Annotated in this window: 25 protein-coding genes and 1 riboswitch; of the genes, 3 read left to right on the top strand and 22 right to left on the bottom strand. The window is 65.8% G+C overall.

Annotation, left to right across the window (positions count from 1 at the left end; all coding sequences use genetic code 11):
* Window positions 1–14: 14 nt before the first annotated feature.
* The 12 genes from H3Z74_RS22925 to H3Z74_RS22870 all read right to left on the bottom strand — a co-directional run bounded on the left by H3Z74_RS22925 (window position 15) and on the right by H3Z74_RS22870 (window position 9,484).
* Window positions 15–713, bottom strand: coding sequence for a DJ-1/PfpI family protein (locus H3Z74_RS22925; protein WP_187761772.1), 699 nt, complete (start codon window positions 711–713; stop codon window positions 15–17).
* A 19-nt stretch (window positions 714–732) separates the two neighbouring features.
* Window positions 733–811, bottom strand: a riboswitch (ZMP/ZTP riboswitch).
* Window positions 812–2,233 (bottom strand): glycosyltransferase family 39 protein, encoded by a 1,422-nt coding sequence (locus H3Z74_RS22920; protein WP_229726752.1) that lies wholly within the window; start codon window positions 2,231–2,233, stop codon window positions 812–814.
* Window positions 2,234–2,328: 95 nt separating this feature from the next.
* Window positions 2,329–2,742 (bottom strand): hypothetical protein, encoded by a 414-nt coding sequence (locus H3Z74_RS22915; RefSeq protein WP_187761771.1) that lies wholly within the window; start codon window positions 2,740–2,742, stop codon window positions 2,329–2,331.
* 64 nt (window positions 2,743–2,806) lie between these two features.
* The gene (locus H3Z74_RS22910) at window positions 2,807–3,343 is read right to left on the bottom strand and encodes a demethoxyubiquinone hydroxylase family protein (RefSeq protein ID WP_187761770.1); all 537 of its coding nucleotides are present in this window, start codon (window positions 3,341–3,343) and stop codon (window positions 2,807–2,809) included.
* Entirely contained in the window at window positions 3,340–3,828 is a 489-nt protein-coding gene (locus H3Z74_RS22905) for a disulfide bond formation protein B (RefSeq protein WP_187761769.1), read from the bottom strand. The genes H3Z74_RS22910 and H3Z74_RS22905 overlap by 4 nt, the downstream gene beginning before the upstream one ends.
* A complete protein-coding gene (locus tag H3Z74_RS22900) occupies window positions 3,828–5,150 on the bottom strand; it encodes a S41 family peptidase (protein ID WP_187761768.1) in 1,323 nt (440 codons plus the stop codon). Before H3Z74_RS22900 ends, H3Z74_RS22905 begins: the two co-directional genes overlap by 1 nt.
* Window positions 5,151–5,269: 119 nt before the next feature.
* Complete coding sequence (locus tag H3Z74_RS22895) at window positions 5,270–6,457, bottom strand: murein hydrolase activator EnvC family protein (protein ID WP_187761767.1); 1,188 nt, start codon at window positions 6,455–6,457, stop codon at window positions 5,270–5,272.
* Window positions 6,458–6,462: 5 nt separating this feature from the next.
* Window positions 6,463–6,885 (bottom strand): 23S rRNA (pseudouridine(1915)-N(3))-methyltransferase RlmH, encoded by a 423-nt coding sequence (locus H3Z74_RS22890; protein ID WP_187761766.1) that lies wholly within the window; start codon window positions 6,883–6,885, stop codon window positions 6,463–6,465.
* Window positions 6,886–6,888: 3 nt separating this feature from the next.
* Window positions 6,889–7,314, bottom strand: a complete 426-nt coding sequence (gene rsfS / locus H3Z74_RS22885) for a ribosome silencing factor (RefSeq protein ID WP_187761765.1) — start codon at window positions 7,312–7,314, stop codon at window positions 6,889–6,891.
* A gap of 8 nt (window positions 7,315–7,322) precedes the next feature.
* Window positions 7,323–7,940 (bottom strand): nicotinate-nucleotide adenylyltransferase, encoded by a 618-nt coding sequence (locus H3Z74_RS22880; protein ID WP_187761764.1) that lies wholly within the window; start codon window positions 7,938–7,940, stop codon window positions 7,323–7,325.
* Window positions 7,937–8,158, bottom strand: coding sequence for a type II toxin-antitoxin system RelE/ParE family toxin (locus H3Z74_RS22875; protein WP_229726751.1), 222 nt, complete (start codon window positions 8,156–8,158; stop codon window positions 7,937–7,939). Before H3Z74_RS22875 ends, H3Z74_RS22880 begins: the two co-directional genes overlap by 4 nt.
* Window positions 8,159–8,212: 54 nt before the next feature.
* Window positions 8,213–9,484, bottom strand: a complete 1,272-nt coding sequence (locus H3Z74_RS22870; protein WP_187761763.1) for a glutamate-5-semialdehyde dehydrogenase — start codon at window positions 9,482–9,484, stop codon at window positions 8,213–8,215.
* 91 nt (window positions 9,485–9,575) lie between these two features.
* Here H3Z74_RS22870 and H3Z74_RS22865 point away from each other — a divergent pair, with 91 nt between their 5' ends.
* Window positions 9,576–10,655: a DUF3667 domain-containing protein gene (locus tag H3Z74_RS22865; RefSeq protein WP_187764494.1), complete on the top strand. Its 1,080-nt coding sequence runs from the start codon at window positions 9,576–9,578 to the stop codon at window positions 10,653–10,655.
* 67 nt (window positions 10,656–10,722) lie between these two features.
* On the opposite strand, the gene ftsH is transcribed toward H3Z74_RS22865, so the two are convergent.
* From ftsH to H3Z74_RS22835, 6 genes are all read right to left on the bottom strand, one after another.
* On the bottom strand, window positions 10,723–12,681 hold the full coding sequence (gene ftsH, locus H3Z74_RS22860; RefSeq protein ID WP_187761762.1) for an ATP-dependent zinc metalloprotease FtsH: 1,959 nt from the start codon (window positions 12,679–12,681) through the stop codon (window positions 10,723–10,725).
* An 85-nt stretch (window positions 12,682–12,766) separates the two neighbouring features.
* Complete coding sequence (gene tilS, locus H3Z74_RS22855; RefSeq protein WP_229726750.1) at window positions 12,767–13,786, bottom strand: tRNA lysidine(34) synthetase TilS; 1,020 nt, start codon at window positions 13,784–13,786, stop codon at window positions 12,767–12,769.
* 30 nt (window positions 13,787–13,816) lie between these two features.
* Complete coding sequence (locus H3Z74_RS22850; RefSeq protein ID WP_187761761.1) at window positions 13,817–14,788, bottom strand: tetratricopeptide repeat protein; 972 nt, start codon at window positions 14,786–14,788, stop codon at window positions 13,817–13,819.
* A 60-nt stretch (window positions 14,789–14,848) separates the two neighbouring features.
* A complete protein-coding gene (locus H3Z74_RS22845) occupies window positions 14,849–15,799 on the bottom strand; it encodes a helix-turn-helix domain-containing protein (RefSeq protein ID WP_187761760.1) in 951 nt (316 codons plus the stop codon).
* 111 nt (window positions 15,800–15,910) lie between these two features.
* Window positions 15,911–18,181 (bottom strand): phosphoenolpyruvate--protein phosphotransferase, encoded by a 2,271-nt coding sequence (gene ptsP / locus H3Z74_RS22840; RefSeq protein WP_187761759.1) that lies wholly within the window; start codon window positions 18,179–18,181, stop codon window positions 15,911–15,913.
* Window positions 18,182–18,302: 121 nt separating this feature from the next.
* A complete protein-coding gene (locus H3Z74_RS22835; protein WP_187761758.1) occupies window positions 18,303–19,175 on the bottom strand; it encodes a PhzF family phenazine biosynthesis protein in 873 nt (290 codons plus the stop codon).
* 155 nt (window positions 19,176–19,330) lie between these two features.
* Between H3Z74_RS22835 and H3Z74_RS22830 the strand changes: the two genes are divergently transcribed.
* The gene (locus H3Z74_RS22830; RefSeq protein WP_229726749.1) at window positions 19,331–20,176 is read left to right on the top strand and encodes a LysR substrate-binding domain-containing protein; all 846 of its coding nucleotides are present in this window, start codon (window positions 19,331–19,333) and stop codon (window positions 20,174–20,176) included.
* Between the two features lie 31 nt (window positions 20,177–20,207).
* Here the strand turns inward: H3Z74_RS22830 and ruvB are convergent, their stop codons facing one another.
* Window positions 20,208–21,230 (bottom strand): Holliday junction branch migration DNA helicase RuvB, encoded by a 1,023-nt coding sequence (gene ruvB, locus H3Z74_RS22825; RefSeq protein WP_187761757.1) that lies wholly within the window; start codon window positions 21,228–21,230, stop codon window positions 20,208–20,210.
* A 136-nt stretch (window positions 21,231–21,366) separates the two neighbouring features.
* Between ruvB and H3Z74_RS22820 the strand changes: the two genes are divergently transcribed.
* The gene (locus H3Z74_RS22820) at window positions 21,367–21,963 is read left to right on the top strand and encodes a DUF3558 domain-containing protein (RefSeq protein ID WP_187761756.1); all 597 of its coding nucleotides are present in this window, start codon (window positions 21,367–21,369) and stop codon (window positions 21,961–21,963) included.
* A 67-nt stretch (window positions 21,964–22,030) separates the two neighbouring features.
* Here the strand turns inward: H3Z74_RS22820 and H3Z74_RS22815 are convergent, their stop codons facing one another.
* From H3Z74_RS22815 to ruvA, 3 genes are all read right to left on the bottom strand, one after another.
* On the bottom strand, window positions 22,031–22,657 hold the full coding sequence (locus tag H3Z74_RS22815) for an RcnB family protein (RefSeq protein ID WP_187761755.1): 627 nt from the start codon (window positions 22,655–22,657) through the stop codon (window positions 22,031–22,033).
* Between the two features lie 109 nt (window positions 22,658–22,766).
* Window positions 22,767–23,099 carry a hypothetical protein gene (locus H3Z74_RS22810; protein WP_187761754.1) on the bottom strand — a complete coding sequence of 111 codons (333 nt, stop codon included), beginning with the start codon at window positions 23,097–23,099 and terminating at the stop codon, window positions 22,767–22,769.
* A gap of 44 nt (window positions 23,100–23,143) precedes the next feature.
* The gene (ruvA, locus tag H3Z74_RS22805) at window positions 23,144–23,734 is read right to left on the bottom strand and encodes a Holliday junction branch migration protein RuvA (RefSeq protein WP_187761753.1); all 591 of its coding nucleotides are present in this window, start codon (window positions 23,732–23,734) and stop codon (window positions 23,144–23,146) included.
* Between the last annotated feature and the right edge of the window lie 119 nt (window positions 23,735–23,853).

Genomic DNA, 23,853 nt, shown 5'->3' with positions numbered 1-23,853 from the left:
GGCGGGTGCCGTCTCTAATCCGTCGGCATCCGCGCGGCGAGCGCCCGGGTGCGTTCGTCGCGGTCCGGCGCAAGCCGCGCAGCCAGCGCCTGATAGCGCGCAAGCGTCGCGGCATCGGCGCGCTCGGGCGAGCCCGCATCGAACGGCGGTGCCGGGTCATATTCGAGGCTCAGCTGAACCAGCCGGGCATGATCCTCGCCGCGGATCGCGGCGGTGAGCGCAAGGCCGAAATCGATCCCGGCGGTCACTCCGCCGCCGGTCACGCGGTTGCGGTCGAACACGACCCGCTCATGCACCGGGATCGCACCGAATGCGGCAAGATGGTGATGTTGCGCCCAGTGAGTGGTCGCGCGATACCCGCGCAGCAGACCTGCCGCGCCGAGCAGCAGCGCGCCGGTGCATACGCTGGTCACCCAGATCGCGTCAGCCGCCGCCGAACGGACCCACGCCATCGCCGCCGCATCTTCGCTGGCGTCGGTCACGCCGAAGCCGCCGGGGATGCACAGGATGTCGGGCTGGACCGCGTCCTCGAATGTCGCGGTCGGCAGCAGCGCAAAGCCCGCATCGGTCGCGACCGGATCGCGGGTCGCCGCGACCAGATCGATCGTCGCATTGCCGAGACGCGACAACACTTGCGCCGGCCCGGTCAGGTCGAGTTGCGTGACATCGGGGAATAGCAGAAAGGCAATACGGATCGCGGGCAGATCGGGCATGGGAGGCTCCTTCACGAATGAGGTCTGCCCAGGCGAGCGGCATGGATCGGTCGCGCTTCCCCGTGGTGCTCCACGCTTCGCCAGTCACGCGACGCCAGTCAGGTAATGCGGGCGAGACTATCCCGTGGCGGCGCACTCGACAAGCTCACCGCGCGGAACAGGAACCACAGCATCGGCAGCGCCAGCGCGAGATAGAATGCGAGACCGAAACCGGTCTTCCAATGCCACCAGTCGCTTGGCACGGTCCGGATCTCTCCAGCGAAGAAGCGCGTCATCACCGGATCATAGACCGGAAAATGGAAGCCATGTGGCGCAGTGACCTCGGCTGCGGCGATGGCGAGATTGATGACCATGCTCAGGCCCAGCAGCCCGGCGATCCAGCGTCGCCCGGTTTGTCCCCATGCCTGCCACAAGGGCGCAAGCCCGAGCGCCAGGAAGCCAAGCGCGGGAACCGAATGGCGCGGGCCAGTGGAATAGCCGCCATCCCAGTAATAATAGGATGAATTATACAGCAGCACGATGACGGCGATCGCTGCCGCGAGCCAGCCAAGGTCACGTGTTTCCGGGGCACGGATCAATCGCGCCAGCCCGAACGGCGCCAGCACGAGGATCGGTGCGACCCACACCAGCCCGCGATCCGGCCCGGCAATGATCTGTGCCAGCACCTCGATATGCGGATAGGTCAGGCCGAACAGCCCCTGTTGCATGCCCTCGAACCCGACCACGCCCTGATAGCCGACCTTGAACGGCAACCCGAAGGCGATCTCGTTATAGACAAGCATCGGGACCAAGGCGGCAATGCCCGCCGCAGCCGCGATCACCGCCAGCATCAGACGCCGCCGCCACGGCACGGCGCGCGTCCGCCAGATCGCCCAGAGCCCGATCGCGAAACCGGGCAGGATGGCGGGCAGTTCGATCACGATCGCCCAGCCGAGCGCGGCCCCGAACATCAACGGATAGCGCCAGCGGCCGAGTTCACGCGTGCCGGACGTGCCGCGCCACACCGCCCAGGTCGCGATCAGCAACAGCGCCCCGACCGGCGCGTGGCCGAACATGGTCGTCGACCAGCCCCAGGCGGGCGTCGCCATGGCATAGCCGAGCGCGACAACCAGCCCCGCCCGCGGGCTACCGGTGATGCCGGTCGCCAGGTCGAACAGCAGGACCGAAGCAAAGGCGATGAGCACGGCCGCCGTCGTCGCCACCGCCAGGCGCAGACGCAATTTCATGAAAGGCTCGTAGCGTGGATCGTTGAATTCGGTCGGCGGCTTGCGGGTATCATTGCCCGACAGCCGGTCGGCAGCCCATACCGCCGGGAGCGCCATCAGCGTCATGCCCGGCGTCTTGTCCATGTAGTAATGACCGCCGAACTGCGCCTTGTCGATCGTCAGCGCCTCGAACTCGTCGATCGTCGCATCGCCCTGATCGACCAGCGAAATCGCCGCGAACAGGCGGGTCGTATTGTTGGGATTATACTCCGACGACCCGAACCACATGCACGACAGCCAGACGAGCAGGAACAAACCGACCGCGACCGCATGGGGCCCGCGAACCGGTCCCCGCCCCCCTGTGTGTCGGTCATGCAGTCAACCCAACTGCCAGGCGCCGGGACGCCCGATCAGGGCAGCGATTCCTGGACCTGCTTGTCGGCCGCCTTCTTGTCCTTGTTGATGCGCCGCGCCTGATTGGCCTGCTGCACGAAACAGCCGCTGCCACCGCCCGGGCCGACATTGGTGCAGCTGCCGATACCGCTCGCGCCGGCCTGATCATTGGCCTGGGCACGCACCGCCCAGCTTTGCTTCTCGGGCGTGATCTCGAGTTCGCGCAGTTCCTTGGGAATGCGGAACTGTTCCTGCGCGCTGCGACGTTCGCATACCACGATCTCGTTGCCGTTCGGATCGGTCGGGCATTTCTGCGTGCCGTAGATCACCAGGACGCCGTTCTGCGGCGCATTCTGCGCAAAAGCCGGGGCCGCGACGCCCCCGCCGGCCAGTATCGTCGCGGCCAGCGCCGCGCGGAGTGCGAATGTCATCAGCCTTGCTCCCGTCCGACGGTCGAACGCATCAGCGCCGCTTCCGTCTCCAAAATTCCTGTCATCATATCCGCTTCGCCGTGGCGATGGCGACGCGGCAGCCGAGGCGGATCACCGCACTCAACAGCGGATAGGCGATCGCCGTCTCCGCGCCCGCGGCGAGCGCCGCTTCTCTGTGCTCGACCTCCTCGGCCTGGAAATCCAGCACCGCCGCCGACAGGATCGGATCGCTGTCGCCCAGTTCGATCAGTTGATCGGCATAATGTTTGTCGATCTCGGTCTCGACCGCCACGGTGCAGGCCATCGCTGCGGCCGGACCGATCGCTGCGGTCACCGCGCCGAGCGCGAAGCCGGCAACGTTCCAGAAGGGCTGCAACAGGGTCGGACGAACGCCGCGCTCGACGATCATCGCGTCGAAAAAGGCGCGGTGGCGCTCCTCCTGATTGGCCATGCCGGCGATCGCGCGCGCCGCGGGCGATCGATCACCCATCACCGCCAGTTGCCCGGCATAGATGCGCGTCGCACCATATTCACCCGCCTGATCCACCCGGATCATGGCGTGCGTCGCACGTTTCGCGTCGCCGGGTTTCCAGCCGCTCATCTGCGTCGATCTTGTACCATCAGCCACAAGATGGTGGCGGCACCGCCAAGTGAAAAGAGCGCATTGAAGCCGGCAAGCGAGATTCCGAACAGGCTCCATTGCGCCACGTCGCAGCGGATCAGCGGCGCACCCATGATCCGGGCGAGCATGTCCTGCGGCGTGCCGCCCGAGCCGGTGATGTTCGATGCGCAGGCCGTGATGCCGTTCCACCAATGATATTCGACCCCGGCATGGAACACGCCGATCGCACCGCTCGCCGCGATCGCAAGTGCCGCGAGCACCACCAGCAGGCGCCGTGCCGGCGGCGGAACAAGGAAGCCGAAACCGGCCAGCGCGATCGCGGTATAATGCGGCCAGCGCTGCCAATGGCACATCTCGCACGGAAACAGGCCGCCCCAATATTGCGACAGCAAGGCCCCCGCCATGAGCGCGACCGGCAGGAAGAAGGCAAGCTCGTGCGCGAGCTGGAAGCGGGTGCGCGCCATTATTTTGCCGATGCCGCCATCTTCGACGCGGCGCCAAGCCGGGCGATCGTTTTCAGCGCATAATCGAGCTGGAAGTCGGTGACTCCCTTGGCCTTGAGCTGGTCGGGCGTCGCGCTGTAGCGCGGATCGTCCTTGGTATCCTCTTCGAGCACGGCGTTGTCGGCCTTGACCTCGTTGATCAGGTGACGGCGCAGATCGGCCTCGCGGAACACCGGACGCGTCTTGAAATCGGGGTCGGAGATCTGCGGCACCTTGATGTCCGGCTCGATCCCGCCCTCCTGCACCGACCGTCCCGACGGCGTGTAGTAACGCGAGGTGGTCAGGCGCAGCGCCGAATTATTGCCCAGGTCGAGCACGGTCTGCACCGATCCCTTGCCGAACGAGCGTTCGCCCATGACCAGCGCGCGGTGATGATCCTGCAATGCACCGGCGACGATCTCGGATGCCGAGGCCGATCCCGAATTGACCAATACGATCACCGGCAGACCGCGCGACGGGTCGCCGTTCTTGGCGTAGAAACGCTCGATATCGCCCTTTTCGCGGCCGCGTTCGGAGACGATCTCGCCATAATTGAGGAAATTGTCGGCGACGTTGATCGCTTCGTCGCGCAGGCCCCCTCCATTGTCGCGCAGATCGACGATATAGCCGAGCGGCGGTTTGCCGAGCGATTTCTCGATCCCCAGCATGCCCGCCTTCACCGCAGCGCCGGTATTTTCCGAGAAGGTATTGATGTTGAGGATGCCGATCCCGTTCTTGACCTCCCACTTGACCGGCTTCTGCACGATCTTCTCGCGCACCAAAGTCACCTCGATCGGCTTGTCGCGGCCCGGCCGGACCAGCGTCAATGCGATCTTGCTGCCCGGCGTGCCGCGCATCTGGGTGATCGCTTCGTCCAGGGTCTGGCCGTAGATCAGCTTGCCGTCGATATGGGTGATGTAATCGCCCGACTTGATCCCCGCGCGGAAGCCCGGCGTATCTTCCTGCGGCGCGATCACCTTGACCGCGCCGTCCTCCGACGTGACGGTGAGGCCGAGCCCGCCATAGCTGCCCATCGTCTGGATGCGCAGATTGTCGTAGTCGAGCCCGGTCTCATAGGCACTGTGCGGATCGAGCGCGGCGAGCATGCCGTCGATCGCGCCCTTGATCAGCGTCTTGTCATCGACCTTGTCGACATAGGCGCCCTTCACCCGGTTGAAGACGTCCATGAACTGGTCGATCTCGCGATAGGCATCGGTATCGACCTGCGCCATGGCGGCGGTCGTGGCGGGAACGATCGCCAGAACGGCGGCGATCGCAGTTGCCTGAATGAAGGGACGAGCCATGAAATTTCCAAATCGGGAGAGCAGTTGCCGCAACTCTAGCGGTTAATTCGGCGCGATCAAAGCGCAGTAAGGATGAACCTGGGGTGAGCCAGCCGGCATGCGGCCGGATTGGCCCCGCCTCATCCGATCAATGGCGTCATGTCGACCGCACGCCCCTTGCGGCGCAGTTCGACCGTCACGCGCGGATCGTCGCCCCGTATGGCCCGGCCGATCGGTGCGCCCTGGCTGACACTCTCGCCGACCCGTACCGATGCCGAACCCAGCCCGGAAACGAGCGAGGTCCAGCCGGCGCCATGATCGAGTATGACGATCGTGCCATAACCACGAAAAATACCGGCATAAGCGACCCGTCCCGCGGCGGGTGCCACCACGGTTGCGTCGGCGGCGGCAGCGATGGTCAACCCGCGCGAGCGCACGCCGGCATCCGACAATTCGCCCAGGCCGGTGACGATCTTGCCCACCACCGGCAAGCGATAAGGTGGAGATGCGTGCGACCAGGACACCGTATCGACCGGCGACGCGACCTCACCCGGGCGCGGCGGGCGCGGCAGCGGACCGGGAAGCGATTCGAGACTCTCGCGCACCGCGGCCTGATTGCCGAGCTGGCCCATCAGGTCGACGATATCGCGCGCGCGTTCGCCGAGCGCGATGGCGCGATCGGATTCGAACAGCGCATCGCGCCCGAGCGCACGCGAACGCAGCCGGTGCTCAGCCTCAAGCCGGGTCAAGGCGAGCCGCTGCTCCTCCAGCCTGGCGCGGCTGCCGGCCAGTGCCTGAGTCGCCAGCGCGGCACTGGCCTGAAGCCGGCGCGAGCGCGCCAGATCGGCCCGGACATCGGCGGTGCGGGCGTGAATCACCGGCAGGGTGCTCGACAGGACCGCACGGACATGGACGATGTCGCCGACCGAACCGGGCTGGACGATGCTGATCAGGGCGGGGCGTCGCGCCAGCGATTGCAATGCCGCGACCAGCCGGACGACCGGCCCCTGACGCTGCGCGAGCCGCGCACGCTGCTGGGCGAGCTGGCGGCGGATGATCTCGATCCGCGCCTGCCCGGCCGCGATATCGGCCTCGGCCTGCTGGATGCGCGCGGCGACGGCCGCCTCCTGCGCCTGCGCCTGACGCGCCTGATCCTGTTCATGGGCGGCCTGCGCCTCGAGCCGGGCGGAGCGCTGTGCGGCGGCCTCGGACTGCGCCTTGGCCTCGGCCAGGCGTTGCCGCTGGTCCTGAGCGGGAAGTGATTGGGCAGCCAGGGCGAGCGCAGCCACGCCCGCGATCCATCCCCACAGCTTCGTGCCGCCCCGCATACCGCCTATCCTTCGCGGTGATAGGGGTGGTTGGCAAGGATGCTCGTCGCGCGCCACAATTGCTCGGCGAGCATGGCGCGGGCCAGCATATGCGGCCAGGTCGCCCGGCCGAACGAGAGCAGCAGGTCGGCGCCGGCACGGTCGCCATCATCGAAGCCGTCGGCTGCACCGATCATGAAGCGCGTCTCGCGCACGCCATCGTCGCGCCAGCGTCCGAGCTTCTCGGCGAAAACGCGCGAAGGCAGCACGTCGCCGGTCTCATCGAGCATGACGATCCGGGTCTGCGACTCAAGCGCCGGCAGCTTGCCGCCTGTGTCCGGTAGCTCGGTGACCTTGGTCGGCCAGGACAGCCGCTTCAGATAGCGCGCAACCAGTTCCGCCTCGGGGCTTTTCCCGATGCGACCCCGCGCGACGATATGGAGCAGCAAGGCCTAATCGTCGGAATCGGTATCGGCGTCGGCGTCGAGCACCGGCGCAGTAGGCACCGGCGGTGCATCGCCGAACGCCCACATCCGCTCCAGATTGTAGAAGCTGCGCACTTCGGGGCGGAACAGATGGACGATCACGTCGCCGGCGTCGATCAGCACCCAATCGGCGGTCGGCAGCCCCTCGATCCGCGTGGTGCGGCCAAGCTCGCCCTTGATCTTCTCGGCGAGCTTTGAGGCCATCGATGCGACCTGGCGCGTCGAGCGGCCGCTCGCGATCACCATATGATCGGCGATCGACGATTTGCCGGCGAGCGGGATGGTGATCGTGTCGACCGCCTGATCGTCGTCGAGCGAAGCCAGGACCAGCTTGTGCAGTGCCTCGACCTCTTCCGGGTCGGTCGCGCGAATGACGGGTGAAGTTGAAGCCAAAACGATTCCTATGATGAGCGTGTTGATCCGGATTGCGGCAGAAAACGCCGTTGCCAGGCGGGATCGGTCTTGCGCAGGCCGGTCGCCGAGGTGGGGTCAGGGCGGAATCGCAACAGCACGAGTGCCGGCATTCTCCACGTCGTCCAGCTCTTTGCCTGGTATGCGGGCCGGATGAAGCGCCGCAACCAACCCATCGCGGGAGCCGCGCGGGCAGCATGCTCATACCCCGGACGGGCAATGACCGCAATCGGAACCTCACGCGCGATGCCGCGCCAGTCGCGCCACTGATCGAATTGCGCGAGATTGTCCCCGCCCATCAGCCAGATGAAGCGCTTTTTCGGGTAGAGCCGGACCAGCTTGCGCAGCGTATCAACGGTATAACGCGTGCCGAGCCGGGTCTCGATATCGGTCGGCCGGATCGGTGCATGCCGCGCCATCGCCCGGGCCGAAGCGAGGCGGATGGCCAGGGGCGCCATATCGCGCGCCTTGTCCTTCAGCGGATTGCCGGGCGAAACGAGCCACCACACTTCGTCAAGCCCAAGGGCGTCGAGCGCGGCCAGGCTGATCGCGCGGTGACCGCGATGCGCCGGATTGAAGGAGCCGCCAAGCAGGCCGATACGGGTCAATCGCGTTTCCAGTCCTGGCGACCATGATGGATGCGCAGAACGTCGATCCTTTCAGCCAGCACGCGATAGATCAAGACATAGGGGGTCGAGCCGACCCGCCATTTCCGGACCTCTTCTCGCCGCAACGCTGGTCCGGCCCTCGGCATCGTCGTCAGGAAACGGGCCGCTCGTTCGATCTTGTCGGCCCTCTCTCCCGCCGCGGCTTCGGAATAAGTCATCCAGTAATCGTCGATCGCCTCGAGGTCGACGATCGCAAGATTCGATACAGATGATCAACCCCGCACCTGCCCCGTGCCTCGCACGACCCATTTATAAGTCGTCAGCCCTTCCAGTGCGACCGGACCGCGAGCGTGCAGGCGGCCAGTAGCGATGCCGATTTCCGCGCCTAGGCCGAATTCGCCGCCATCGGCGAACTGAGTCGATGCGTTCCACAGCACGATCGCCGAATCGACGCCCGCGACGAACCGGTCGGCCACGGCTTCGTCCGCGGTGACGATCGCGTCGGTGTGGTGCGAGCCATGCGCCGCGATATGCGCCATCGCGCCCTCGACCCCATCGACGATTGCGACCGAGGCGATCGCATCAAGATATTCGGTGTCCCAGTCGACCGCCTCGGCAGCCCCGATCGAAGCATCGAGCGCGCACACCGCCGGATCGCCGCGTACTTCGCATCCCGCCGCCGTCAGTGCCGCGGTCAGGCCGGTCGCCAGCGGGTAAGAGCGGTCGATCAGCAAGGTTTCCATCGCACCACAGATGCCCGTGCGGCGCATCTTGGCGTCGACCACGATCTTTTCCGCCATAGCGGGATCGGCGGCGGCATGGACGAAGACATGATTGATGCCGTCGAGATGCGCGAGCACCGGCACCCGTGCCTCGGCCTGGACGCGCGCGACCAGGCTCTTGCCGCCCCGCGGCACGACCAGGTCGATCACCCCTTCGGCGGTGAGCATGGCGCCGACCGCAGCACGGTCCGTGGTCGGCACGAGCTGGGCGATATCGGCGGGCAGCCCTGCACCCGCCAGCCCGGCAACGAAAGCGGCATGAATCGCGCGATTGCTGTGCGCGGCCTCCGATCCGCCGCGCAGGATGACGGCATTGCCCGCCTTGACGCACAACGCCGCCGCATCGGCGGTGACGTTGGGGCGGCTTTCATAGATGATGCCGATCACGCCGATCGGCACGCGCACGCGGCGCAACACCAGTCCATTGGGCCGCCGGCTTTCATCGATCAGCGCGCCGACCGGATCGCGCAAGCCCGCGATCGCCGCGACGCCCGCCGCCATCGCATCGATCCGCGCTTCGTCGAGCATCAGCCGATCAAGCATCGCACCCGACAAGCCGATCTCCCGGCCATGCGCCATATCGAGTGCATTCGCAGCGAGGATCTCCGCCGTCGCGCCGCGCAATCGCTCCGCCGCCGCATCGAGCGCGCGTGCCTTGGTCGCGCTCGGCAATGCGGCAACGGTACGCGCGGCATGGCGGGCGCGAACGCCCATATCGGCGATCAGCGAGACGGGATCGAATATCGGGGCGTTGTCAGCCATGACCGCACCGCTATCACGCCAGCCGCGCTGGACCAATCCCTTGGGCGAACCCCTATCGCCTTTCCCGATCCTGATGCTATTCGGTGCGGCGATGACGGGGGAAATCGAAGCAGTCGGCGACATCGCCACCGGGGCACTGGTCGGGCGCGCCATCGAACCGGGAGGTGCCGGGGCGCATGGTGCCGGCGCGCATGGGCCGTGCCTCAATTGCGGCACCGCGCTGATCGGGGAGCATTGCCACCAGTGCGGCCAGACCGCGCACATTCATCGCAACCTTCACTCGCTGTTTCACGACCTGTTGCACGGTGTGTTCCATTTCGAGGGCAAGATCTGGCGCACGCTGCCGATGCTATTCGGGCGGCCCGGATCCCTCACCCGCCGCTATATTGCGGGAGAGCGGATGCGCTTCGTCTCGCCGCTGGCCCTGTTCCTGTTCTCGGTCTTTCTGATGGTCGCGACCTTCGGAACGATCGGCGGCCCGCTCGGCCATGGCGCGACGGTAGTGCACAATGGCACAGCTACCAGCAGTGCCGATCTGTCCTCAGAAATCGACAAGGAAAAGAAGCGCGAAGCGCGGCTGGTCAAACAACGGGAAGCGGCGGTCGCGCGCGGCGGCGATACCGCACGGATCGACGAGCGCCTTGAGGACGTGCGCGGCGACATCAAGGGGCTGGCCATGGCCCACAGCATCACCGAGGGCAAACTGGCCGAGCCGGTGACGGTCCAATTGGCCAGTACGGGCAATGGGTGGCTCGACAAGCGCGTCCAGAAGGCAGCCAAGGAACCGGGGCTCTTCTTCTACAAGGTGCAATCGAGCGCCTATAAGTTCAGCTGGGCGCTGATTCCGATCTCGCTGCCCTTCATCTGGCTATTGTTCGCGTTCCGCCGCGATGTCGGGCCGTACGATCATGCGATCTTCGCGATCTATTCGCTATCGGCAATGACGTTGGGAGTGGTTGGGCTGAGCATAGCCAACGCGCTTTACCTGCCGAGGGGGCTTATCGCCCTGGTGATCCTGATTGGGCCGCCGCTCCACATGTACAAGCAGCTAAAGGGGGCTTACAGTCTTACCCGCTTCGGCGCGCTGTGGCGGACATTCGCGCTGGTCATCTCCGCCTATGTGGCGGCGCTCCTGTTCTTCATGGCGATCGTCAGCACCGTTTCGGGCTGAACCACGAAAAACCCCTTTCCAGCCCGGGCCGGAAAGGGGTCATTCTGCATCGCCGTCCAGAACCGTGTCAGGCGCCGACGGGACTCGGGTTGCCGAACGGCCCCTTGGGGCGCCGCGTCTTGGGGATCGAGGTGCCGCCCACCGGTACCGAAGGCGCCTTGGGGCCGCTGTCGCGGTCGATCGCATTGCCCGCGACCAGCGCCTTGATCTCTTCGCCGGTCAACGTCTCGAATTCGAGCAGTGCACCGGCAATGGCGTGAAGCTGATCGACATGCTTGGTGATCAGCTCGGTGGCGCGCTTGTGGCCACCCTCGACCAGGCGGCGAATCTCACCATCGATCGCGAGCGCCGTCTCGTTCGACATGTTGTGACGCTGGGTCTGTGAATAGCCCAGGAACGTCTCGCCCTGCTGCTCTTCATATTGCAGCGGCCCGATCGCCTCCGACATGCCCCATTGCGTGACCATCGCGCGGGCGAGCTTGGTCGCCTGTTTGATGTCGCTCGACGCGCCCGACGACACCTTGTCGTGACCGAAAATCACTTCCTCGGCGACGCGGCCGCCCATGACGGACGCCAGATCGGCGTACATCTTGTCGCGGTGATAGGAATAATTGTCGCGCTCCGGCATCGACACGACCATGCCGAGAGCACCGCCGCGCGGGATGATCGTCGCCTTGTGGATCGGATCGGACGCCAGTTCATGGACGCGGACCAGCGCGTGGCCCGCCTCATGATACGCGGTCATGCGCTTTTCGTCGGGCGTCATGACGAGCGATTTCCACTCGGTGCCCATGATCACGCGATCCTTCGCGATCTCGAACTGCGCCATCGCGACGAGGCGCTTGCCGAGCCGAGCCGCCATCAGCGCCGCTTCATTGACGAGGTTGGCGAGATCAGCACCCGACATGCCCGGTGTGCCGCGCGCCAGCGTGCGTGCATCGACATCCGGCGCCAGCGGCACCTTCTTCATATGGACTTCGAGAATCTTCACCCGGCCCTCGATATCGGGCAGCGGCACCGTCACGCGACGATCGAAGCGGCCCGGACGCAACAGCGCTGGGTCGAGCACGTCGGGGCGGTTGGTCGCCGCGACGATGATGATGCCTTCGCTTGCTTCGAACCCGTCCATCTCGACCAGCAACTGGTTGAGCGTCTGTTCGCGTTCGTCGTTACCATTGCCGAGGCCGGCGCCGCGATGGCGGCCGACCGCGTCGATTTCGTCGATGAAGACGATGCACGGTGCCGATTTCTTGGCCTGTTCGAACATGTCGCGCACGCGGCTTGCACCGACGCCGACGAACATCTCGACGAAATCCGAACCGGAAATGGTGAAGAAGGGCACGCCCGCCTCACCCGCAATGGCGCGGGCGAGCAAGGTCTTGCCGGTGCCGGGCGAGCCGACCAGCAGCGCGCCCTTGGGGATCTTGCCACCAAGCCGGGCGAATTTGGTCGGGTCCTTGAGGAACTCGACAATCTCCTGCAGCTCCTCGCGTGCTTCGTCGATGCCGGCGACGTCGTCGAAGGTCACGCGACCTTCCTTCTGCGTCAGCATTTTCGCACGCGATTTGCCGAAGCCCATCGCGCCGGAACCGGAGTTCTTCTGCATCTGACGCAGCACGAAAAAGGCAATGCCGAGAAACAGCAGGAATGGCAGCGACTGGATCAGGATGACCTGCCAGATCGCCGGGCCTTCCTCAGGCTTCGCGGTGATGACGACATTCTTGGCACGCAGCTTGTCGGTCAGCTGCGGATCGGCCATCGCATAAGTGCGGAAGCGCGTATCGTCGCGCAGCGTGCCGGAAATCACGTCGCCGGCGACATTGACCTCCTTCACCGTGCCCTCCTCGACCTTGTCGAGGAAAGTCGAATAGGCGATCGCGCTGCCGGCGGCCGGCTGGCTGCGGGTGTCGATCGTCATTACGAACAACGCCAGCGCGACCAGGATGCCGCCCCAGATGAGCAGGCTCTTCATCCATGGGTTGGGACCACCATTGTCGGGGCCGGGCTGTTTCTCGTTATCGTTCATCGCTGCGCATACCTTTCGAGATCACAAGATAGGCGGTGCGAGGTTAATGGCAATGGAACAAGCGCAGGACTCGGGTTTATCAGTGTTATCGCCGGGGTGGAGCCAGCCGGAAATGCCATCCCCGGGGCAGAATGCGGGCCTGAACATCGGCCAAAGTTCCCCCTTTCCCGCTATCCAGCGCCGCGACAAGCCGATCGAGTCCGGTTGCTGACCACACCTCGAACATGCCATTTTCCTGCCGGATGCCCTCAATCGCACGACGCACGAATCGGCGGCGAAGTTCATATGGCAGCTCGCGTGCATCGAGCCAGAGGCCGCCATTCTCGTCTTCGGCGACTCGAGTCTTCAGCTCGCGCCGCACCATCCACTCGATCGCATCCTCGGCATGCCGCAAATTGCGGGCGGCAAGCGCCAGCCGCGACGCCGGCAATTCGGGGGTGACCGCGAGGATCGCGCGCATCCGGCTGCGATCAAAGCGTGGATGGCTGTTCGATGGATCCTCGGCATGGCCGATCCCGGCGGCCGCAACGATCGCGGCAAGTTCGGATCGGCTCCAGCCAAGCAGCGGTCGAATCAGCACGGGCCACTCGCCACCCTGGCCGAACGGTCGCTGTCGCACCATTTCAGCGAGCCCGCCGACACCGGCGCCGCGCCGCGCACGCATCAGCAGCGCCTCGGCGACATCGTCGCGTTGATGGGCAACCGCAACCCAATCGGCATGCCGCAAACCCGGTGCGGCGCGGCGCGGCGATCCAGCCCAGAGCTCGAGCGCCGCGTAGCGCGCCACGCGCGCGCGATCCTGAATATTGCCCGCAAAACTATATCGCGGCGGCATGCCGAGAATGGCGTGCTCGATCCCCATGTCCGCGCACAGATGATGCACCTGGGTTGCCTCGCGAGCGGCATCGGGGCGCAGGCCGTGATCGACCGTCGCGGCACATACGGCACCCGGATAGGCCGTGGCGGCAAGCAGCAGCAAGGCAAGGCTGTCGCCGCCGCCCGACACCGCCAGACCGAGTCGCGCCTCGGATGTCGGCGGAGTGCCTGTGATCGCCTCCAGGTCGCGCCGGAAGCGTTCGACCAGCGCCGGGCCGGGCATGCTCATCCAACCACCGTCAGATGACGGCAGGAAGGATCATTTGCATTTGGAAGTGACACGACCGCGCGCGACATCGGCCTTCATCTGCGGCGACAATTTGTCGGGATAGACATCCTCGAGCTCATCATAGACCTTGCAGACCTCCCCCGCCGGCTTGTTGAGCTTCACCAGCGCCTGGGCGAGGTAGAACAGGCTCTCATGCGCGCGGTCGCCCTTCGGCATCTTGCGGTAATTGTCGTAGAAAGCGAGGATCGCGAGGTTCGGCTTGCCGCCGTCGAGCAGCGAGCGGCCGAGCATGTTCTGCGCCCGGCTGATACGGCGATGCTGCGGATAATCCTTGATCAGCGCTTTGAACTGCACCTCGGCCTCGGGATAGAATTTCGCCTCCCAAAGCCGGTAGCCATAATTGTACAAATCCTCGCCGGCGTCGTCGGTGGCGGGTTTTTCGATCGCCGCGACGCGCTGCGCGCGCGCCGGATCCTTCGCCGGCGCTGCAGGAGTCGCGGCGGGCGACGTTGCGGGCCGGGTGGCGCCCGGCTTGGGTGCGGGTGGTTTCGGAGTCGTGGCGGCAACCGACGGTGTGTCGATCACCGCCGTGCTGGTCGGGGCGCTTGTGCCCTCAAGCGCCGTCAATCGCGCATCGGTCGCCCGCTTATAGGCGGCAAAGCCTTCGTCCAGCTGCCGGCCCTTGAACTGAAGCTGCTCGATCTGACCGGTCAGGCCGCTCAGCTGCGATTCGAGCGCATCGACCCGCGCGGTCAGGTCGCTGATCGCGCTACCCGATGGTGCGCCGGTCGAAGGGGTCGAAAGGTCGTTCGGCGCGATATCGGGCTGAATCAGCTGGTTGTTGCCACCTTGACCCTGCGGTGGAAAAACCTTGCGCTGAACCGCGCGCATCTGTCCTTCGAGCCGCTCGACGCGGTTCTCGACCGCCGACTGCGCGACGGCGCTTCCCGGGATGGTCGCCACCCCGATCAATAATATTGCTGTCTTCAGATAGTTACGCATGACACCCCCCGGTGCAGTGAATGGGGCGGTATAGCTGACATCGTCATCCTGTCGCCAGCCTTAAGGAGCGGTCGCCGGCGACGCTGCCGGCGCGGGAGGAGGGACGAGCGGCGCAAGCGTTGCCGCCGGCGTGGGCGCACCCGGTGACACCGGGCCTGCCTCCGAACGCCGCCGCGAAGCGGTTGCCGGCGGCGTCGTGCCACTTTGCGGAGTCGCGACGGGCGGTGTCGGGACCGATACGCCATTGACCCGCGCATTGAGCACGGCGGCGCTGATCCCGACATCCTTGATCGCCACCCGGCCATCGCCGAGCGGCGGCAGCTGCGATCCGTTGAGCAATATCTGCAATTTGTCGGGCCGGCCGATATTGATCATCGGGCCATTGGCATCGGCCGGCACGTCATAGCGATCCCCCGGCTTCATCGTATTCTCGAACAGGGTCTTCTTCGTCGCATCGTAAACGCGCAACCAGACTTCACCGGTTGCAACCAGCGTGACCTGACCCGTGGCTGGCGCCACCCGCGTCGGCTCGGCTGCCGGTACCGGTGCGACCGTGTTTTCGACAATTGAGGCCGGCGGCGCCGACTCCTCGCCGCGGAACAGGGTCGTACCGTACCACAATATGGCCGCGAGGATGAGCAATGCTGTCAGCGCCACGGTGACGATCACGACGCCGCCGGTCGGATTGCGCGACGGATCGCTGATCTCATAGGCCTCATATTCGGTGCGTCGCACGCCTTCGTCATTCTGGCCGCGCACCTCGCGTGCGATCGCGACTTCGTCGAGACCGACGGCACGGGCATAAGCCTTGGCGAAACCGACCGAATAGGTGACCGAGGGCAGGGCCGAGAAATTGCTCGTCTCGATCGCTTCGAGCTGGCGGATCGGGATGCGGGTCCGCGACGCGATCTCGGCCAGCGACAGGCCCTGGCCTTCACGCGCATCACGCAACCTTTCCCCCGCCGTCTTGGGAAAAAGTGTGGCTTCCTCGCCGGGTTCGACGTCGGTCATGATTGTCTCCGGCAGGAAGGTGCGGCCCGATGTTTTTTCCTGCGATTGCAGACGTGTCTCACAAAGGGTTGCGGCAGTGTCAACGCCCCCTCTACCCGGTCCGTCACACAATCATGCCAGTTCGACGCCGCTTTCCGCCGCCCAGGCGGTCAGCGCGCCGCGCATGTCGCGCGGCGGCGCCGCCAAAAGGGTTTTCATGTGCGCCATCAACGCCGCGCGATCGAGCGAACGGACCATCGCCTTGATCGGCCCGACGGCGGCAGGCGTGATCGACAGCCGGTCGATGCCGAGCCCGATCAGCGCCATCGCCTCGAGCGGCCGGCCGCCCATTTCGCCGCATACGCCAAGCGGCACGCCCGCCTCGCTCGTCGGCGCGACAAGCCGGGCAAGGAAACGCAGGATCGCCGGGCTGAGCCAGTCATAGCGCTCGGCCAGCTTGGGGTTGGCGCGGTCGGCGGCGAACAGGAACTGAGTCAGGTCATTGGTGCCGATCGACAGGAAATCGAGCTTGGGCAGCAGGATGTCGAGCTGCTCGGCAAGCGCCGGCACTTCGAGCATCGCGCCGTAATTGATCTCATTGGGCAGCTTGCGGCCACGCTGTACGAACCACTCGCGCTGTGTCTCGAACAACGCACGCGCCTCTTCATATTCCCACGGCTCGGACACCATCGGGAACATCACGTTGAGCGTCCGTCCCGCCGCCGCCTCAAGCAGCGCGCGCGCCTGGACCTTCATCAGCCCGTCGCGTTCGAGCGCGAGCCGCAAAGCGCGCCATCCCATCGCCGGATTCTCTTCCTCGGCATCCTCCTGGGTCAGATAGGGCAACGCCTTGTCGCCGCCGATATCGACGGTGCGGAAAATCACCGGCCGGTCGCCCGCCGCATCGAGCACTTCGCGGTAGAGCCGCTGCTGCCGCTCGCGCGCGGGAAGCGTGGCGGAAACGAGGAACTGGAACTCGGTCCGGAACAGGCCGATGCCATCGGCGCCGGTCATATCGAGGGCGGCGACATCGTCGCGCAGGCCGGCATTGACCATCACCGTCACACGGTGCCCGTCGGTGGTGACCGGCAGTTCCGATTTCAGCGCAGCGAACACGGCACGGCGCTTCTGGCGTAGCTGCAGCTTCGCCTCGAACGCTTCCTCCATCGCCGGCGACGGGCGGGCAAAGACATTGGCTGCGGTTACGTCGAGCAGCAGCATGTCGCCCTCGGCGATCGAGCGGCGCACGCCCTTGACCCGGCCGAGCACCGGCACACCCATCGCTCGTGCGACGATCGTGACGTGCGCGGTCAGCGACCCTTCCTCGAGGATCACACCCTTCAGCCGGCGGCGATCATATTCGAGCAGTTCGGCGGGTCCGAGATTGCGCGCGATCAGGATCGTGTCCTGCCGGAGCCCGCCCTGCGCGGCCGTGCCCATCTGGCCCGAGACGATGCGCAGCAGCCGGTTCGACAGGTCCTCCAGATCGTGCATCCGGTCGGCGAGCAGTGGATCGTCGATCTGGCGCATGCGCTGGCGGGTGCGCTGCTGGACGCGCTCGATCGCGGCTTCCGCGGTCAGACCGGAATCGATCGCCTCGTTGATGCGGCGGCTCCAGCCTTCGTCATAGGCGAACATCTTGTAGGTCTGCAGCACCTCGTCATGCTCGCCGCCGACGCCGAATTCGGCCTGGCTGGCGATACGCTCGATCTGCTCGCGCATCTTGTCGAACGCGGCATAGACGCGGTGGCGCTCGGCATCGATATCCTCGGCGACGGTGTGCTCGATGGTGATGCGCGGCTGGTGGAACACGGCATAACCGCTGCCCATGCCCTCGACCAGCTTCAGCCCGTCGATGCGCATCGCCGCGGTCGATTGCGGCCGCAGCGTCGCGGCACCGGCGGTATCGACCAGATCGGCATTGGCGATCAGTTCGCTCAGCACCATCGCCACGGTCTGCAGCGCCTCAATCTCGACATCGTCATATTTATGCGGATCGGCATGCTGGACGCAGAGCACGCCGACGGCGCGTTCCCGGCGGATGATCGGCACGCCGGCAAAGCTGTGGAATTTTTCCTCGCCCGTCTCCGGCTTGTAGGCGAAGTCGGGATGGCTCGCGGCCTCGTCGAGGTTGAGCGTCTCGACCTGTTCGGCGATCGTGCCGACGAGCCCCTCGCCGAGCGCGAGCTTGGTGACGTGCACCGCCTCCTGCGCCAGGCCGCGCGTGGCATAAAGTTCGAGCACGCCGTCGCGCAGCAGATAGATCGAACACACCTCGCTGGTCATCGCCTCGCCGACGATCCCGACCACCGAATTGAGCTTCGCCTGTGCCGCGGTGCGCGACGCCATCACGTCGTGCAATCGAACGAGGATTTCACGGGCGGAGTTGGCGGCGGTCGGCATGCCCCTAGCGCTATCAGATTGTTGCGCGGGGAGCTATCATCCAGCTGCGCAACTTTTGCTCCGTTCCCCCGAACTGTAGCGGCAGGGCCTCAGCTGCGGAGTCGCCCTTGCCGAACCCAATCTAGATCAGGATATGCCCCTCCATCACGACGATGCCCGAACCGGATAGTTCCGGCTGCTTCCCGACGTCGACCGACAACAGGCTGCGACGCCCCAACCGGGTACCCTGTTCAACCAGCAGCGCGGTGTCACGCAACAGGCCCTGCTCAAACAGATAGGCCGCCAATGGTCCGGCTGCAGTGCCCGTTGCGACATCTTCCGACATACCCACCGCCGGACTGAAGAAGCGCGCATAGGCTTGCGAACCGGATTCTTCGTCGAATGAGTAAACGTAACAACCCTCCGCCCCGGCCGGCTTGAGAATGTTCAAAAGCGCCGGCACATTCGTTTCGGCACGATCGACGGCAGCCTTGTCACGGACCCGGACCATCAGATGCGACGCACCGGTATCGGCAGCACGCGGCGGCGGATTGGACAGGAAATCATCCGCCGCGAGACCCAGCGCAGGCGCCAGGCCGCTCGTATCGCTCAGGATCGGGAACAGCTGCAACGGGGCCTGCTGCATCCTGACATGGACTCGCTCGCCGCGGCGCTCGACAATCACCGGCAGAATATTCTCCCCAATCTCCTGGTGAAAAATGGTGGCCGAATCGAGCGGCCCGAGCGCATCGCCGCGCGCCAGCCAGAGCCATGCGCCGAGCGCATTATGCCCCGCGCCGGCCACCTCGAATCCAGCCGCGGTGAATGAGCGGAGCTTCCGGTCGGCCCTGTCGCTTTCCATGATGAAGGTGGTTTCCGCCTGGTTGAACTCGCGCGCGATCGCGCGGAGCACATCGTCCGAAAGTTGCTCGCCGCCTTCGACTACGGCGAGCGGATTACCCTCAAGCGGCGCATCGGCGAAAACATCGACCATCCCGAACACTAGCTTGCTCATTCCGAGCCTCCTATGGTGATGTAAATTCATCTGCTCACTTGCTATTGAGGAGTGTTTGTCTCAGCAATCGATCAATTCTCAGCTTAAGATGAGTAGGAATCATCATTCCATTCACCGACGTTCCACCGCTCGCTGCCCTGCGGACCTTCGAGTCCGTGGCCCGTCATGCGAGTTTCAAGCGTGCGGCGTTCGAGCTCTCGGTCACACCGACCGCCGTCAGCCATCAGATCCGGCAGCTGGAAGACAATCTGGGCACCAGGCTGCTGGATCGGAACCCGAGGCAGGTGCTGCTGACACCGGTCGGCGCCGACCTTTATGAAGCCGCGGCCGCTGCGCTGAAGACGATCGGCGATGCGACGCGGCGCGTGCGGCACGGTGCAGGCCCTGCAAAGGTGACGCTTTCCGCAAACACCGCCTTTATGAGCCAATGGCTCGTACCCCGGTTGACGGAACTGCAGGCGATGTTGCCATCGGTCGACCTCCGCCTCCACGCCTCTGATGAGCTGGTCGATCTTCGCCATGGCGAAGTGGACATCGCGATTCGCTACGGCCCCGGTGGCTATCCGAATGCGAACTCGGTCAAACTGATCGATGACGTGTTTGCGCCTGTATGCAGCCCGTCGCTCGGCCTGACGGACCGATCGGCGCTGCATCGCGCCGTCCTGCTCCACATCGATGGCCGACGCGCGCCACGTGCGACACCGGATTGGCCACGCTGGTGCGCGACGGCGCAGGTCGATGGCCTGGATGTCGCCACGGGCCCCCGCTTCACCGATGGCGGCCACGCAATCCAGGCTGCCATTGCCGGCCATGGCATTGTCATCGTCAGCCTGATCCTCGTCGCCGACGCGCTGGCAGCCGGGTTGCTCGTCCAACCGTTCGCGGTGGTCCTGCCGGGCGATTCATATCACTTTGTCCGCCCGCTCGACGCACCCGATTCCCCCGCCATTGCCGCGCTGCGGTCGTGGATGATGAAGGCACTCCGGCCTTACGCCGCCTGATCCCGGACACTGCGGCGCGACCGCCGAACGATCAGTCGAACAGCCCGTCCTGCGAATCGGCCGGCGGGTTGAGCCCGAGATGCTTCCAGCCGCCGGCATTCAGGCACCGCCCGCGCGCCGTCCGCGCGATCAGGCCGAGCTGGATCAGATAGGGCTCGATCACTTCCTCGATCGTGTCGCGCGGCTCGGACAGGCCCGCTGCCAGCGTCTCCACTCCGACCGGCCCGCCACGATAGATATCGGCGATCATCATCAGATAGCGCCGGTCCATCGCATCGAGCCCGAGCGAATCCACCTCAAGCCGGTTGAGCGCCGCATCGGCGGCCCGGGCATCCACCATGGGCGTACCCGCGACATTGGCGAAGTCGCGCACCCGGCGCAGCAGGCGTCCGGCGATGCGCGGCGTACCCCGCGAACGCCGCGCGATTTCATGCGCACCGTCGCCGGAGACATGGAGATCGAGCAGCGACGCAGCCCGCGCGACCACCCGCTCGAGCTCATCGACGGTGTAGAAATTGAGCCGCACCGGAATGCCGAACCGATCGCGTAGCGGCGTGGTCAGCAATCCCTGCCGCGTCGTCGCACCAACCAGAGTGAATCGCGGCAGGTCGATCCGCACGCTGCGCGCACTCGGCCCCTCGCCGATCATCAGGTCGAGCGCACGGTCCTCCATCGCCGGGTAGAGCACTTCCTCGACCGCCGGCGCCAGCCGGTGAATCTCATCGATGAACAGCACATCGCCATCTTCGAGATTGGTCAACAGCGCGGCGAGGTCACCCGATTTGGCGATCACCGGGCCGGACGTGGCGCGAAATCCGACGCCCATTTCACGCGCAACGATCTGCGCCAGGGTTGTCTTGCCCAAGCCCGGCGGGCCGAAGAACAGCACATGGTCAAGCGCATCGCCACGCGATTTGGCGGCGGCGATGAACACGCGCAGATTCTCGCGCGCCGCCTTTTGCCCGACAAACTCGTCGAGCGATCTGGGGCGCAGCGCGGCGTCGATATCCTCGGGCTTGCGCTCGGGTGTCATGAAGCGGTCGGCATCGGTCACGACTGCGGTCGTAGCGGGAGGCACGCCCCGCTGTCGAGCGCGACGGCAAATCGCTTTCGCTCGCACGGACCCCGGCCTAGGTTCGCCCCGCTGCATCTATTGGGCGCGCACCGCAGCGGATAACGGGAGAGACGGTATGAAACCGATCAACAAGACCATGATGGTCGCGGGCCTGGGCGGCACATTGCTGCTTGCCGCGTGCAACGCCCCCACCGGCGGCGGCACGGCCAACGGCACTGCGACCGCGGAAACCAGCGCGAGCGGCAGCACCGGCGGCGGCACCAAGCCGCCCGGCAACTGGAACGCGACCGATGCTTGCACCCTGCTCGACAAGGCGACGGTCGGTGCGGCGCTCGGCACCCAGGTCACCGAAGCCCAGCTCGGCCTGGTCCATGCGGCGGATGGCAGCAGCGCCGCGACCTCGGAATGCACCTATGTCCTGGCGGGGGGCGGGCGGGCAAGCTTCATGGCGCGCTGGTCGCCGATCGCCGACAATAGCGACGGCGCCATGAATGCCGCCAAAAATGCTACCGCGGCATCGATCAAGGCATTTTCCGACAAGCCGGTCGAGGACATTGCCGGTCTCGGCAAAAAGGCGTTCTTCGTGCCCGGCATCAATCAGCTGAACGTCTTCATCGGCGAGGACAGGTTCGTCATCATCACCTTGGCGAGCGCGGATAATGCGCACGCAAAGGACATTGCGGTCGCCTTGGCCAAGAAGGTCGGCGCCTGACGAAAGGGGCGGCCGACATGCGTGCCGGCCGCCCTTCTTCATCGCGATCGATGCCGATCCATTTGCCTCAGTAGAAGGCGCCGTAGATCACATCGGCGATGCGCCCGGTGCGCGTCTGCACCAGCAGCAGGTCCGGGCCATAGCGGACCCAGCGATAGCCGCGCGGCGGCGCACCCACGCCCAGCCCGTACCAGTCATTGTAATAATAGCGGCTCGACAGGAACAGGTGCGGCAGCAGCAACCCGACTACCCAGCGGCGATAGCGATAGCCGCGCGGATACTGGAATCCGGGTCCGTGGATCGGCCGGAAATGGGGCGGACGTCCGGTGCCGGGGCGATGCGGCGGACGCGGCGGCCTGACCTGACCGGGGCGACCGGGACGCGGCGGCTGAATCTGCGGACCGCCATTGCCCGGACCAGGCCGGCCTGGACGTGGCGGTTGAATCTGCGGCCCCCCGTTGCCGGGACGTGGAGGCTGTATCTGCGGACCGCCATTGCCGGGGCGGCCTGGACGCGGCGGCTGAATCTGAGGCCCGCCCGCTCCCGGGCGCGGCGGCTGGACATGCGGCCTGCCCGGCGGCGCGGGCCTCGTCTGCGGCGGGCCGGGCCGGCGTTCGGGTGCCGACTGAACGGCAAGGGCCAAATCGGGAAGGATCAACAACACGCTGGTTGCCGCCAATACGAGTCGCTTCATGCGTCGTCTCCGCCTGTGGAACGGAGCAAGCTATGCCGGTCGATGCGGGCTGACAACCGGCGTCGCAACCATCGTCGAGGCAACCGGCCCATCGCGCGAGGATCCGCCGCTATCGGCGATGTGGAAGATGAATCTTGAGAAGCGGGACGACCAGATAACCGCCGCTCACCGACCGCAGGATGCGCCCGCCACCCGAACGGTCGTTGCTTGTCAGACGTGCGGACAGCCGTTCATTGTGGATCATGTCGTCGAGGCCGGCAGCAGTGGCATTGCCGCGCGGCCAGAGATCGGGATCGGTGACCGCGTCGCTCGGGTCCGGGTCGGGCATCCAGTCGGCGCCAAGCGCGGGAAGTGCTGCGGCAGGCACCGGCGTCGATGCGGGTTTATCCGCAAAGCACGGCGCAGCGGCGAGCGCGATCGTCCCGGCAATGATGAAACGCATTTTCATGACACCCCATAATCGATTCGGCATCGCAAGGTTCCGCCTCACTTCGCTGCCTTGCGCAACGCCAGGCGAACCAGCGCGTCGAGCGTCGCCCCGACACCCAGTTCCTCTTCCGCCGAGGCGACCGCGGCATTGGCCTCGGCCGGGCGAAAACCGAGATTGAGCATTGCCGACACCGCATCCGCGCCCGCCCCGCTCGGCACGATCGGGGAGACGCCGCCGATCGCGACGCCGCCGATCTTGTCCTTCAATTCGCGCACGATGCGTTCGGCGAGCTTGGGCCCCACACCGTTGGCGCGCGCGACCATCGCCTTGTCCTGCGCGGCGATGGCGCGGCTCAGATCAGCCGCATCGAGTGCGGAGAGGATCGCCAGCGCGACCCTCGCACCGACGCCCTGAACGCCGGTCAGCAAGCGGAACCAGTCGCGCTCGCTTGCGGTCGCGAAGCCGACCAGGCGGATGAAATCCTCCGCGACGAGCATTTCGGTGTGGAGCATCACCGCCTCGCCGACCGGGCCGATACTGGCCAGCGTCCGGGCCGACGCGCCGACCAGATAGCCGACACCGCCGACATCGATCACCGCATGGTCGATACCGGTTGCGTCGAGGCGGCCCTTGAGATGCGCGATCATGATTCAACCATAGGTTGATTTTGCGCTCCCCGTCATCCCCGCGAAAGCGGGGATTCCGCTTCTTGTTCTTTTGCGGGCGGGAAAGGAAGCGGGACTCCCGCATTCGCGGGAGTGACGAG

The sequence above is a fragment of the Sphingomonas alpina genome, assembly GCF_014490665.1.
Classification (GTDB): Bacteria; Pseudomonadota; Alphaproteobacteria; order Sphingomonadales; family Sphingomonadaceae; genus Sphingomonas; species Sphingomonas alpina.
This window is presented reverse-complemented; position numbering and strand designations above follow the sequence as displayed.

Coding starts and splice junctions, on each gene's coding strand:
- H3Z74_RS22925 (WP_187761772.1), bottom strand. CDS start 713: ATGCCCGATCTGCCCGCGATCCGTATTGCCTTTCTGCTATTCCCCGAT.
- H3Z74_RS22915 (WP_187761771.1), bottom strand. CDS start 2,742: ATGACATTCGCACTCCGCGCGGCGCTGGCCGCGACGATACTGGCCGGC.
- H3Z74_RS22910 (WP_187761770.1), bottom strand. CDS start 3,343: ATGAGCGGCTGGAAACCCGGCGACGCGAAACGTGCGACGCACGCCATG.
- H3Z74_RS22905 (WP_187761769.1), bottom strand. CDS start 3,828: ATGGCGCGCACCCGCTTCCAGCTCGCGCACGAGCTTGCCTTCTTCCTG.
- H3Z74_RS22900 (WP_187761768.1), bottom strand. CDS start 5,150: ATGGCTCGTCCCTTCATTCAGGCAACTGCGATCGCCGCCGTTCTGGCG.
- H3Z74_RS22895 (WP_187761767.1), bottom strand. CDS start 6,457: ATGCGGGGCGGCACGAAGCTGTGGGGATGGATCGCGGGCGTGGCTGCG.
- H3Z74_RS22875 (WP_229726751.1), bottom strand. CDS start 8,158: ATGACTTATTCCGAAGCCGCGGCGGGAGAGAGGGCCGACAAGATCGAA.
- H3Z74_RS22870 (WP_187761763.1), bottom strand. CDS start 9,484: ATGGCTGACAACGCCCCGATATTCGATCCCGTCTCGCTGATCGCCGAT.
- H3Z74_RS22865 (WP_187764494.1), top strand. CDS start 9,576: ATGACGGGGGAAATCGAAGCAGTCGGCGACATCGCCACCGGGGCACTG.
- ftsH (WP_187761762.1), bottom strand. CDS start 12,681: ATGAACGATAACGAGAAACAGCCCGGCCCCGACAATGGTGGTCCCAAC.
- tilS (WP_229726750.1), bottom strand. CDS start 13,786: ATGAGCATGCCCGGCCCGGCGCTGGTCGAACGCTTCCGGCGCGACCTG.
- H3Z74_RS22850 (WP_187761761.1), bottom strand. CDS start 14,788: ATGCGTAACTATCTGAAGACAGCAATATTATTGATCGGGGTGGCGACC.
- H3Z74_RS22845 (WP_187761760.1), bottom strand. CDS start 15,799: ATGACCGACGTCGAACCCGGCGAGGAAGCCACACTTTTTCCCAAGACG.
- ptsP (WP_187761759.1), bottom strand. CDS start 18,181: ATGCCGACCGCCGCCAACTCCGCCCGTGAAATCCTCGTTCGATTGCAC.
- H3Z74_RS22835 (WP_187761758.1), bottom strand. CDS start 19,175: ATGAGCAAGCTAGTGTTCGGGATGGTCGATGTTTTCGCCGATGCGCCG.
- H3Z74_RS22820 (WP_187761756.1), top strand. CDS start 21,367: ATGAAACCGATCAACAAGACCATGATGGTCGCGGGCCTGGGCGGCACA.
- H3Z74_RS22815 (WP_187761755.1), bottom strand. CDS start 22,657: ATGAAGCGACTCGTATTGGCGGCAACCAGCGTGTTGTTGATCCTTCCC.
- H3Z74_RS22810 (WP_187761754.1), bottom strand. CDS start 23,099: ATGCGTTTCATCATTGCCGGGACGATCGCGCTCGCCGCTGCGCCGTGC.
- ruvA (WP_187761753.1), bottom strand. CDS start 23,734: ATGATCGCGCATCTCAAGGGCCGCCTCGACGCAACCGGTATCGACCAT.